The sequence below is a fragment of the Microbacterium sp. VKM Ac-2923 genome, assembly GCF_022815605.1.
Taxonomy (GTDB): domain Bacteria; phylum Actinomycetota; class Actinomycetes; order Actinomycetales; family Microbacteriaceae; genus Microbacterium.
Window position 1 is genome coordinate 84,240 of record NZ_JALGRP010000007.1, and the last position, 11,488, is coordinate 95,727.

Annotated in this window: 11 protein-coding genes; 6 read left to right on the forward strand and 5 right to left on the reverse strand. The window is 70.7% G+C overall.

Annotated elements, in window-relative coordinates:
- Nucleotides 1-2 precede the first annotated feature (2 nt).
- From MT347_RS12655 to MT347_RS12665, 3 genes are all read right to left on the reverse strand, one after another.
- On the reverse strand, nt 3-1,076 hold the full coding sequence (locus tag MT347_RS12655; protein WP_243501542.1) for an iron chelate uptake ABC transporter family permease subunit: 1,074 nt from the start codon (nt 1,074-1,076) through the stop codon (nt 3-5).
- Nucleotides 1,073-2,134: an iron ABC transporter permease gene (locus tag MT347_RS12660; RefSeq protein WP_243501543.1), complete on the reverse strand. Its 1,062-nt coding sequence runs from the start codon at nt 2,132-2,134 to the stop codon at nt 1,073-1,075. Before MT347_RS12660 ends, MT347_RS12655 begins: the two co-directional genes overlap by 4 nt.
- A 79-nt stretch (nt 2,135-2,213) precedes the next feature.
- Nucleotides 2,214-3,254, reverse strand: coding sequence for an ABC transporter substrate-binding protein (locus MT347_RS12665; RefSeq protein WP_243501544.1), 1,041 nt, complete (start codon nt 3,252-3,254; stop codon nt 2,214-2,216).
- A gap of 275 nt (nt 3,255-3,529) precedes the next feature.
- Here MT347_RS12665 and MT347_RS12670 point away from each other — a divergent pair, with 275 nt between their 5' ends.
- The gene (locus MT347_RS12670) at nt 3,530-5,098 is read left to right on the forward strand and encodes a helix-turn-helix domain-containing protein (RefSeq protein WP_243501545.1); all 1,569 of its coding nucleotides are present in this window, start codon (nt 3,530-3,532) and stop codon (nt 5,096-5,098) included.
- 18 nt (nt 5,099-5,116) lie between these two features.
- Here MT347_RS12670 and MT347_RS12675 read toward each other — a convergent pair whose 3' ends face one another.
- Nucleotides 5,117-5,809 (reverse strand): metal-dependent transcriptional regulator, encoded by a 693-nt coding sequence (locus MT347_RS12675; protein WP_243501546.1) that lies wholly within the window; start codon nt 5,807-5,809, stop codon nt 5,117-5,119.
- A 258-nt stretch (nt 5,810-6,067) separates the two neighbouring features.
- Here MT347_RS12675 and MT347_RS12680 point away from each other — a divergent pair, with 258 nt between their 5' ends.
- The 5 genes from MT347_RS12680 to MT347_RS12700 all read left to right on the forward strand — a co-directional run bounded on the left by MT347_RS12680 (nt 6,068) and on the right by MT347_RS12700 (nt 10,544).
- The gene (locus MT347_RS12680) at nt 6,068-7,429 is read left to right on the forward strand and encodes a lysine N(6)-hydroxylase/L-ornithine N(5)-oxygenase family protein (protein WP_243501547.1); all 1,362 of its coding nucleotides are present in this window, start codon (nt 6,068-6,070) and stop codon (nt 7,427-7,429) included.
- Between the two features lie 88 nt (nt 7,430-7,517).
- Nucleotides 7,518-7,784 (forward strand): MbtH family protein, encoded by a 267-nt coding sequence (locus MT347_RS12685; RefSeq protein ID WP_243501548.1) that lies wholly within the window; start codon nt 7,518-7,520, stop codon nt 7,782-7,784.
- Nucleotides 7,785-7,801: 17 nt separating this feature from the next.
- Nucleotides 7,802-8,224 carry an aspartate 1-decarboxylase gene (gene panD, locus MT347_RS12690; RefSeq protein WP_243501549.1) on the forward strand — a complete coding sequence of 141 codons (423 nt, stop codon included), beginning with the start codon at nt 7,802-7,804 and terminating at the stop codon, nt 8,222-8,224.
- Complete coding sequence (locus MT347_RS12695; protein ID WP_243501550.1) at nt 8,215-9,834, forward strand: (2,3-dihydroxybenzoyl)adenylate synthase; 1,620 nt, start codon at nt 8,215-8,217, stop codon at nt 9,832-9,834. Before panD ends, MT347_RS12695 begins: the two co-directional genes overlap by 10 nt.
- Entirely contained in the window at nt 9,831-10,544 is a 714-nt protein-coding gene (locus MT347_RS12700; RefSeq protein ID WP_243501551.1) for a formyltransferase family protein, read from the forward strand. Before MT347_RS12695 ends, MT347_RS12700 begins: the two co-directional genes overlap by 4 nt.
- Here the strand turns inward: MT347_RS12700 and MT347_RS12705 are convergent.
- Nucleotides 10,511-11,401 carry a siderophore-interacting protein gene (locus tag MT347_RS12705; RefSeq protein ID WP_243501552.1) on the reverse strand — a complete coding sequence of 297 codons (891 nt, stop codon included), beginning with the start codon at nt 11,399-11,401 and terminating at the stop codon, nt 10,511-10,513. The two genes, MT347_RS12700 and MT347_RS12705, sit on opposite strands and share 34 nt — an antisense overlap.
- Nucleotides 11,402-11,488: the final 87 nt, after the last annotated feature.

Below are 11,488 nucleotides of genomic sequence, written 5' to 3' on the forward strand. Positions count from 1 at the left end.
GGTCAGACATGGCGGCGACGCACCTCTCCGATGATGAGCCACACCAGGTAGGCGCCGCCGAGGACGACCGTGACCACCCCGACGGGGAGGGCGACCGGCAGTGCGTGCTGCGCGATGAGATCGGCGCCGGCGAGCATGAGCGCGCCCATGACGGCCGCGGGGGCGACGGTCACGCCGGGCGTGCGGGCGACGCGCCGGGCGATCTGAGGGGCGGCCAGGGCGACGAAGGTGATCGGCCCGGCCGCGGCCGTCACGACCGCCACGAGCGCGACGCCGGTGATGATCAGCCACAGGCGCGTCGGGCCGGTGCGGATGCCGGTGGCCTTCGCCGCGTCGTCGCCCAGTTCGAGCTGGCGGAGCCCGGGGGCGAGGGCGGCGACGACGACCAGCAGCATGCCGATGATGACGGTGCCCGCGAACGCCTGCGTCCAGCCGGTGCCCGACAGTGAGCCCGCGCCCCAGGCGGCGGCCGACATGGCCACTTCGAGGTCGGCGGACAGCAGCAGCCACGTGTTGAACGAGCCCAGCATCGCGGAGACGGCGATGCCCACGATGATGAGGCGGAAGCCATGCATTCCGCGCCGCCACGCGAGCAGGTAGACCACGGCGGCGGTCGCCATGCCGCCGATGACGGCTCCGCCGGCGAGCTCGAGATAGGTGCCGTGGATGAGGATGATGACCACGAGCGCCCCGGTGTACGACCCGGCCGAGAAACCGATGATGTCGGGCGAGGCGAGCGGATTGCGCGTGAGCGACTGGAAGATCGCGCCCGACGCCCCCAGCGCGGCGCCGAAGGCGATGGCCGCGACGATCCGCGGCGCCCGCCACTCCACCACCACCGTGCGCGCGAACCCCGCGTCGGGGGCGTCGATGAGCGCCGTCCACACCTGCTCGAGCGACAGCGGGTACTCACCGACGCACAGTGACCACACCGCGACGCCGAGGGTCAGCAGGCCGAGGGCAGCGCACACGAGCACCGTGCGCAGGCGCCAGCGCAACGCCGCGCCGCCGCGGCGCAGCACGAGCGTGCGGTGACCGAAGTCGACGCGGGCGGGCGCGGCATCCGTCTGGCTCACAACCCGCTCACCTTCCTGCGGCGAACGAGGAGGATCAGCACCGGTGCGCCGAGGAAGGCGGTGACGATGCCGACCGGGATCTCGCCCGGGCGCACGATGACGCGGCCGATGATGTCGGCGGCCAGCACCAAGGAGGGGCCGAGAAGCAGGGTGTAGGCGAGGATCCAGCGCTGATCGGGGCCGGTGAACCAGCGGGCCACGTGCGGCACCATGAGCCCTACGAACCCGACCGGGCCGGCGATCGCGGTCGACCCCCCGGCGAGCAGCGTGACGGCGACGACGACGAGCACGCGCGTACGGGTGATGTTCGCGCCGAGCGAGGTGGCGAGGTCATCGCCCAGGGCGATCGCGTTGAGCGACGGCGTGGCCAGGAGCGCCACCACCACGCCGATCAGCAGGAACGGTGCGACGGGGAGCAAGATGTCCCATCCACGCCCGACGATACTGCCGGCATTCCACCCGCGCATCTGGTCGAAGGTCGCAGGGTCGATGAGCACCATCGCGGTGACGATGCCCGAGAGCACCGCCCCGAGGGCGACGCCGGCGAGGGTGAGCTGGAGGGGGTCGGCCCCTCCGCGCCCGCCCGACCCGATCACGTAGACCACGAGCGTCACGACGAGTGCCCCGGCGAAGGCGAACCACACGTAGCCGCCGACGGAGGTGACCCCGAAGACGGCGATGCCGAGGGTGACGAAGAATGCGGCGCCCGCGTCGACACCGAGGATGCCGGGGTCGGCCAACGGGTTGCGGGTGAGCGCCTGTATGAGCGCTCCGGCGACCCCGAGCGCCACGCCGATGCTCAGCCCCACGACGGTGCGAGGCACGCGGAGGTCCCAGACGACGTAGGCGTCACCGTTCCCGGTGTTGTGCACGAGAGCGTCGACCACTGTGCCGAGCGCGATGTCTTTCGAACCGACCGCGACGCTCAGCAGCAGCAGCACCGCGAGCAGGGTGATCGCCACGATCAGGCCCATCACGCGGGCGGTGAGCGACCGCGGCAGGCGCGGTGCGCGCCGTGCATCGCTCGCGGTCGCAACGGGCGGGGCGGATGCTGTCATGACGGTTTCTCGAAGGGCTGGACGTGCCGCGTGCCCGGCATAGCCGGAAGACGACGACCGGGCACGCGGACGGGTGGCGTTACTGCGCGCTCTGGTTCAGTGCCGAGGCTTCCAGCTCGGGCATCACCTGGTCGAGCCACCAGCGGTAGCTCAGCGGGGTGCCGCCGTTGATCGCGGTCCACTGCGGACCGGTGAGGTAGAGCCAGGTGCCGTTCTTGGCTGCCGGTAGCTCCGCCACGCGCGGGTCGGCCTCGAGAGCCGCGAAGGTCTGGTCGATGACCTCTTCGCTGACGGCGCCCGAGGCGGCCACGAACACGACGTCCTCGGTGAGCTTGTCGATGTTCTCCTGCGAGATGGTGCCCACCTCGTCGGAGGTGACGTCGCCGTGCGGCTGCTGGTCGCTGGGCACGAGGCCGATGGCCATCAGCGGGTCGTTGCCGTACTCGGTCGGCCAGAACTGGTTGTCGGTGAAGTACACGGGAACGATGTACGACTTTCCCTGCAGGCCGGGCAGCTTCGCGGCGGCCGTGGCGAAGTCGGCGGCGAGGTCTGCCTCGACGTCATCGACGACAGCGGGGTCGTGGCCGGTGAGCTCGGCGATCGAGGCCAGGTGGTCCTGCCAGCTCGTCTGGGTGTCGGTCTCGACGCCTACGTAGGTGGGAGCGATTTCTGACAGCTGCTCGTAAAGCGCCTCGTCGGTGTTCCAGATGTCGGTGAGGATCAGGTCGGGCGCGAGCGCGGCGATCGCCTCGGGTGACGGCGCATAGTCGGCATCCACCAGGTCGGGTGTGACCTCTCCGCGATCGACGTCGCTCAGCCACGGCGAGTAGTCGCGGATCGAGGCGTCGTCCTCCGACGAGGCGATCGGCTTCTCGTCGATGTAGGGCAGCAGCTCGAGGTAGGTGCTCGTGAGCACCACGATGCGCTCGGGCTTCTTGTCGACAGTGACCTCGCCGTAGGCGGTGTCGATCGACACCGGGAAGGTGCCGTCGCCGGCGGCTGCCGTGTCGTTCGCCGCCGGGGTGCTGCCGGCGCAGCCGGCCAGGGCGAGGGCGGCGCCGATCACGCCGGCGGTCAGCGCGGCGCGGCGGCGCGATCCGGTGGGTGCGGTGAACGTCATGCGGGCTGTGTCCTTCGATTCGGGTGCGGCAGTCGCGCGTGCTGCTCTCGTCGTGGGTTGCGGACGGCAACGGCCGAGGGGACTACCGGATGCACGGCAGGCTGCCCTCGATGGCTGCGTCCGGCGCGGCTCCACCCGTGGGCGACGCGCCGAGCGCGCAGCAATCGGAACGGGTGGAGACCTGCACGAGAGGAGGACTGCCCTCTTAGATTAGGCTGCCCTAAGCTCGCGGCTTTTCCGGATCGGACGAGTTCTTACTATGACGCGGAGAGCGGATGCCATCATTCGAGGTCGCCGACCCGACTGCCGCGCGTGCGGCGCTGCCTCCCACCGCGATCGGGCCGATCACGGAGCCGTTCGACGGCGTGCTGCTGTGGCTGCACTCCGGATCGGCGACCGTGGAGGCGGCGGGTGCGCGACACGAGCTCGCGGCCGGCGAGGCGATCTGGATTCCGCCCGGCGTGGAGCACCGCGCCGAGGCGGAGGCGGACGCGGTGCTGTTCCCCTACCTGGTCGCGCCGGCGCGCTGGGGGAGCGGGTGGGCGCACGTGCGGGTGGTCGTCATCCCGCGGTCGTGGGAAGCGTGGATGATCTACCGCTGGGACGACAACACCCTCACCGCCGACGAGACGCCGGGGGCGGGTGACCTTCGCACCGAACTCGAGCGGTTGACGCCGCCCGACCCCTCACCGGCCGCGTCGTTGTCGCCTCCGCCGCTGCCGCGTTCGCCCGAGGCGCTCGAGGTGGCGCGCGCCGTGCTGCGCCAGCCCGCCTCCGCCCGCGGCATAGACGGCTGGGCGGCGTTGCACAACGTGAGCGGAAGGACCCTGCAGCGCCAGTTCGTGCGCGACACCGGCCTGTCGTTCTCGACGTGGCGGGCGCGGGCGCGCGCATCTGCCGCCGCGCGGCGCCTCGACGCCGGCGAGGGGGCGGAGGCTGTCGGCCGCAGCGTCGGCTACCGCACGCCGTCGGGATTCAGCCGCGCCTTCCGCCGGCAGGCGGGTGTCACCCCGCGCGCTCGCGCACGTGCCGCCGGGGGACGCGCCGGGAGGGTGGCCGGCGGCCCCGAGAACAGGGATCGGGTGTCGCCGGTCGTGTCCGCGGCATCCGTTCCCCCTCCGCCGGTACCGATGCGGTCGTTCTGGACCGCCGTCGCCGATCACCACGAACTGCTCTGGGTGTATCGCGGCGAGGTGCGGCTGCGGATCGGGCCGCGCCGGTGGGTAATGCGACAGGGGCAGGCGATCTGGGTGCCGGCGGGGCTGCCGCACGCGATCGACTTCACCGCGGGCGCCCTGATGCTCACGGTCGGCATCGCCCATGGGCGGGTGGCGACGAGGGTCGGTGACCTCGAGATCATCTCGGTGCCGTCTCACGCCGAACGGCTCCTGCTGCACACGATGGTCGGCGAGCACACGTCGCTGCGCCCCGACACGGGTCACGGGGCGGGAAACGGCGCGTTCGTGAACGCGATGTTCCGCGCGCAGTTCGCGCCGGGCCGCGCGGGCGCGGAGGGCGCGGACGGAGCGCTCGGCGAGATCGCGCTGGTGCTGCGCCGCGACCCCGCGGATCGGCGGGGACTGGCCGACTGGGCGGCGCACCTGTGCGTCGGCTCCGCCGCGCTCGGGCGCGAGTTCGTCACCCAGGCCGGCGAGAGCTTTCCGCGCTGGCGGGCGAAGGTCCGGATGGATGTCGCGCGCGAGCTGCTGCGCGCAGGCTCCCCGCCGGGGGAGGTGGCCCGTGCCCTGGGGTACGCGGGCGCGCCGGCGTTCAGCGGGGCATTCGCGACCGCTCACGGGCTGTCGCCGCGCGATTACGCGCGCCGAGAGGCGGGCCGCGACTGAGTCAGGGTCGCGGTCGACTCAGGCGCGCACGAACAGCTGGGCGGCCGAATCGAGCTGAAGCTCGATGACCTCGGTGCCGTGCTGCGCGTGCACCATCACCGCCGACCCGTGCAGGGCGCACCGCACCCGCGCGCCGGGCAGGGCGCCCACCGACCGCAGCTGCGTCAGCACCAGCGGTTGCGCCTGCGCGGGTTCGCCGATCCACGCGATCGTCACGTGCTGCTCGGCGCCGGTCTCGACGAGCAGCCGCACGAGGTTCTTCACGTCGGGCTCGTCGCCCAGGGGATCCCAGCGCGCCGCCTCCTTGCCCGGGATCGGGTTGCCGTAGGGCGAGTGCAGGGGCCGATGCAGCAGGTCGTCGATGCGATCGGCGACGTCGTCGCTCATCACGTGCTCCCACCGGCACGCCTCCTCGTGCACGAGGTCGAGGTCGAGGCCGATCACGTCGTGGAGGAAGCCTTCGGCGAGGCGATGCTTGCGCATCACGTCGGTCGCGAGTCGGAATCCGCGATCGGTGAAGTCGATCACCTTGCTCTCCTCGGAGAACGACAGCAGGTCGTCACGCTGCATGCGCGAGACGGTCTTGGTGACCGTCGGGCCCGACTGCTCGAGCCTGTGGGCGATGTGCACCCGACGCTTGGGCATGCGCGTCTCGTGGATCTCAAGCACCGCTTTGAGGTACATCTCGGTGACATTGATGAGGTCGGTCATCTTTCCCCTACCCCGCGCGTGGGGCTCCCCCATCCCGCTGTGCGAGCGCGATCGTCAGCCGTCTGCAGGCTGTGCGTAACGAGGAATCAGCCTAACTCACCGTGTGACGGCGCGGACTTGACGCTGTCCCGCGTTACGCGGTAAGCGGTCGCGATCCTGCCAGAAATGAACTTAGCCTTTCCTAACTTCGCCTGCTACGGTCGGTGCGAACGGTCCGGAAACCCCCACCGGAACCGAGCGAAAGGGAGGACGATCGCGATGCCTGCGACCGACGCGACGACGATCCGCGACTTCGACATGTCGGATTCGGGCGACGGTCCCGACGACCGGGTCGACATCGTCGGCATCGGCTTCGGACCCGCCAATCTGAGCCTCGCGATCGCCATCGAGGAGCACAACCAGTCGCTCCCGGCAGCCGAGCGCGTGCGGGCGCGCTTCATCGAGAAGCATCCCGACTTCGGCTGGCATGACGGGATGCTGCTGCCCGGCGCCACCATGCAGGTGAGCTTCCTCAAAGACCTCGTATCGCTGCGCAACCCGACCAGCACGTACTCCTTCCTCAGCTATCTGCACGAACGCGGGCGCCTCACCGACTTCATCAACCTGAAGACGTTCTTCCCCCTGCGCCGCGAGTTCCACGACTACCTGTCGTGGGCGGCCGGGCGCGTGAGCGTCCCGGTGTCGTACGGCACGACCGCCACCGCGATCGACCGCGAGGACCACCGATTCGTCGTCTCGGCGCACGGGGGAGATGGGCGGCCGCAGCGCATCGCCGCCGACACGATCGTGCTGGGCACCGGCATCCACGCCGTGCTGCCCGACGGCATCTCCGCCAGCACGCGCGTGTTCCACAACCACCGGCTGCTCGCCCACCTCGATCAGCTGCCCTCGACGTCGTACAACCGCTTCCTGGTGGTGGGCGCCGGGCAGAGCGCCGCCGAGGTCGCCGCCTTCCTGCACGACCGCTTCCCCGACGCCGAGGTGCACTCCTCGATCCGCCGCTTCGGGTACATCCCCTCGGATGACACGCCGTACGCCAACCGGATCTTCGACCCCGCCGCCGTCGACGAGTACTACACGGCACCGCCGCGCCTGCGCGAGCACCTGATCCGCGCGCACGCATCGACGAACTACGCCGCCGTCGACGCCGATCTGATCGAAGACCTCTACCGTCGCGAATACGAGGAGACGCTCACCCGCCGGCGCCGGCTCTTCCTGCATAAGACCACCGAGATCGCCGAGCTCAGCGAGGGCCCCGACGGCGTCTCGGTCACGCTGCGCGACTTGGGCGACCGGGGCTCGGTCACCCTCGAGGTCGACGCGGTCGTGTTCGCCACCGGTTTCCGCCCGGGCGACCCGCGCGACCTTCTGGGCGCGGGCATCGACGTCGACGACGCCTTCGACGGCGACCAGCCGGTGGTCGCCCGCGATTACAGTCTGTGTCTGCCGGGCCTCGACGGTCGCGTCTTCCTCAACGGGGGAGTGCAGCACAGCCACGGGCTGACTTCGTCACTGCTGTCGAACCTGTCGGTGCGCTCCGCCGAAATCCTCGCGGCAGCCGTCCGCGCCCCGGTCCCTCGCTCCGGTCCGCGGCTGACGCCCGCGGTCGGCGCACGCTGACCCCCGCCGACCCACGTCCGCCCCACGACACCCCCGAACCGCGCCGCGGCCGCCGTGCCGCGCAACCCCGCATCCGAAGGAGACGGCCATGGCCAAGAACCCATTCGACGACGACGAGGGCCGCTTCTACGCCCTCGTGAACCATGAGGAGCAGCACTCGCTGTGGCCCACGTTCAAGCCCGTGCCCGGCGGGTGGACGATCGTCTACGGCGGCCCCGACGGCGCACCCCGTCAAGAGGTGCTCGACTGGATCGAGACCGCCTGGACCGACCTGCGTCCCAAGTCGCTGCGCGACTTCATCGCCGAGTACGAGACCGCCGCCCCCGCCGACCGAGCCGCGCTCACGGCCGGCTGATCCGGAGACTCGCACCCATGTTCCGCACCGTGCTCGGCAGCAAGATCCATCGCGCCACCGTCACCCAGGCCGATCTGCACTACGTCGGCTCGATCACCATCGACGAAGACCTCGTGCGCGCGGCCGACCTCGTCGAGGGCGAGAAGGTCGCCGTGGTCGACATCACCAACGGCTCCCGCATCGAGACCTACGTCATCACCGGCCGCGCCGGCTCGGGCGAGATCTGTGTCAACGGTGCCGCAGCGCACCTGATCCACCCCGGCGATCTGGTGATCATCATGTCGTACGTCATGGCCGACGACGCCGAACTCCTCACCCACGAGCCCCGCGTCGTGCACGTCGACGAGGGCAACCGCATCGTCGAGCTCGGCACCGACCTCGCTCAGGCCGTTCCCGGTGCGATCGACCAGATCTCATCGCGAGAGACGACGTGGAACTGACCCCGCTCGTCACCGACGGCTTCACCCCCTACCCGCCCGACGTGGCGGAGCACTACCGCCGGGAGGGCTACTGGATCGACCAGACGCTGTCCGAGCCGCTCTTCGACAGTGCGCGCCGGCATCCGGAACGCACCGCCGTCATCTCTGCGGACGCGCACATCTCTTATGCGGCGCTCACCGATCGCGTGCTGAGGGTCGCCGCGGGGCTCGAGCAGCGCGGCATCCGACGCGGCGATCGCGTCGTGGTGCAGCTGCCCAACGTGTCGGACTTCATCGTGTTCGTCTACGCCTTCTGGGAGCTCGGGGCGATTCCCGTCTTCTCGCCCGTGGCGCACCGGCGTACCGAGATCGAGCACTTCGTCGAGATCACCGGCGCACGCGCCTACGTCACGGTCGCCCACCACGACGGTACCGATCTGGCCGCGCTCGCCGCCGAGCTGCACCAGGCGTGGCCGTCACTGGAGCACCTCATCGTGCTCGACGCGGCCGGCGGCGGCTCGGCGATGGACGCCCTGCTCGCGCACGAGCCGATCGCACACCGGCGTCGCTCGCTGCCGAGCGACGTGGCCCTGCTGCAGATGTCGGGCGGCACCACGGGGCATCCGAAGCTCATCCCTCACACGAACGAGACCTACACGCACTCGGTGCGGGTGAGTGCGCCGTTGTGCGGAATCACGGATGCCTCCGTGCAGCTGATCGCGGTTCCGATCTGCCACAGCATGTCGGTGCGTTCCCCCGGCTTCCTCGGGGTGCTCGGTGCCGGCGGCACCGTGGTGCTCGCTCCCGACGGCAGCCCCGACACCGTCTTCCCGCTCATCCAGGAGCACGGCATCACACAGGCGTCGATCGTGCCGCCGTTGCTGCTCGCGTGGCTCAACTCGTCCCTCCGCGAGCAGTACGACCTGTCGAGCCTCGAGACGCTGCACGTGGGCGGGGCGAAGCTCAGCGAAGAAGCCGCGCGTCGCGTGCGCCCCGAGCTGGGCGCGTTCCTGCAGCAGGGGTTCGGCATGGCCGAGGGGCTCGTCAACTACGTGCGGCTCGACGCCGACGAGGCGACAGCCGTGCGCTCGCAGGGTCTGCCGTCATCGCCCGGCGACGAACTGCGCCTCGTCGACGACGCGGGCGAGACGGTACCGACGGGCACGCCCGGCCACCTACTCGCTCGCGGCCCCGCGACCATCCGCGGGTATTACCGATCGCCCGAGCTCAACGCCGACAGCTTCACGCCCGACGGCTACTACCGCACCGGCGACATCGTCGAACGTGACGAGCGCGGGTATCTCACCGTCGTCGGCCGCGCCAAGGACCAGATCAACCGCGGCGGCGAGAAGATCCCGCCCGAGGAGGTCGAGAACCTGATCCTCGCCCTCGACGGGGTGCACGACGTATCGGTGGTCGGCGTGCCCGACCGGGTGCTCGGTGAGCGGGTCAAAGCCTTCGTCGTGCCGCGCGAGGGTACGGATCCGGTAGCGGTGGGGCTGGCATCCATCCGCCGACACCTGCGCGCGCGAGGGCTCGCCGCCTACAAGATGCCCGACATCGTCGAGGTGGTCGCCGACTTCCCGCGTACAGCGGTCGGCAAGGTGAGCAAGCGGATGCAGCGTCGATGATCCTCGTCGGCTCGGGCGCACTCGTCTGGCGCGCCGCGGCGCACGCCGCGGATGCGGGGGTCGACGTCGACCTCGTGCTGCACCCCCAGGGCGAGGAGGTGCCCGCCTTCGCGGCGGGCATCGACCACCTCGCCACCGTCGACGTCAATCTCCTCGCCGACGTGATCGATGAGGCATCCACTGACGGGATCATCTGTTCCACCGGCAACCCGTTCCTGTTCCGTGCGCCGGTGCTCGAGATGGGGCTCACCATCGTCAACGTGCACGGCGCGCCGTTGCCCGGCTACCGCGGGCTGCCGGTCGTCGCCGGCGCATTCGCCCTCCTGCGCGGCGAGACCGTGTTCGGGGCGACCCTGCATCGCGTGGACGCCGGCATCGACACGGGCGCCGTGATCGACCGCCACACATTCCCGCTGCGCGACGAGGTGACCCTCGAGGAGCTCACCCTCACCGTCACCGAGGCGTGCCACGCGCTGTTCGTCGACAACCTCTCCGACCTTGGGCGGGAGCCGGCGGATGCCGTGTCTTCGCGTTCGGGGGAGTACTTCGGTCGCGCGCGGCTCCCGGAGTTGGCCGCGCAGGCGGACCACCCGCGCTACGCGCGGGCGACCCACCTCGGCGTGATGGCGGAGTTCTACCCCGAGGAAGCGCGTGTCTTCTCGGCCGCGAGACTCTCCTACAGGCCCAGCTTCTCCAGCTCGGCCTCATAGTCGTCTTCGATGTCTTCGATGGCACGCGAGTCGTCGTCCCACATCGCCGCGAGGCGGTCCTGATCAGCCTCCGACAGGGCGTCGTAGCGCTCACGCCACTGCTCGGCGTTCTCGGTCCAGTAGCCGACGATCTTGTAGGCGGTCGGGGGCAGTCTCAGCTCGTGACGGAAGAGGCGACGGATACCGCGGGTCGCTTTCGTCTCGCCGGCCACCCAGACATAGCCGGGCTCCGAGGGCAGATCGGCGGCGCGCACGATCTCCTCGATGCGCGTGGGCCCGTGTCCGTTGCCGCCGTGCACCCAGTGCAGCTCGGCGCCGTCGGAGAGAGCGATGGGCTGTTCGTGCGCGGGCGAGGCGACCTCCACGACGATCCGGGTGCGCACACCGGCGGGGGCGTTCTCGGCCAGTCGGGCCGCTGCCGGGAGCCCGGTGGCATCGGCCACCAGCAGTTGCCAGGTGATGTCGGCAGGCGGGTCGTAGAGTGCACGGGGCGTGTTGACGCCGACGACGTCGCCGGCCTGCACGGCGAGCGCCCAGGCTGCGGCCACGCCGCCGTCGTGCACGACGAAGTCGATGGTCAGCTCACGCGACGCCTCGTTCCACCCGCGCACCGTATAGGTGCGCATCGGTGCCGGCTCGACGCCCTCGGGGTAGTCCCAGTGCCCGTCGTCCGTGGCGAACGGCAGGGTCGGCTCGCCGCGCTGATCGAGCGGGAAGAAGATGCGCAGGTACTCGTCTCCCACCCCCGTCGAGACGAACCCGTCGAGGCCGTCGCCGCCGAACACCACGCGCACCATGCCCGGGGTGAGCCGTTCGGTGCGCAGCACCTCGAGGCGGTGGATGAGATTGACGCTCATTCGTGGGTATCCCTTCTCGGCGTGAAACGCCGTGCGCCGACGAATTCGCCCGGGGCGGGCTCGTCCGTGACGATCCTGTCCGTTCGC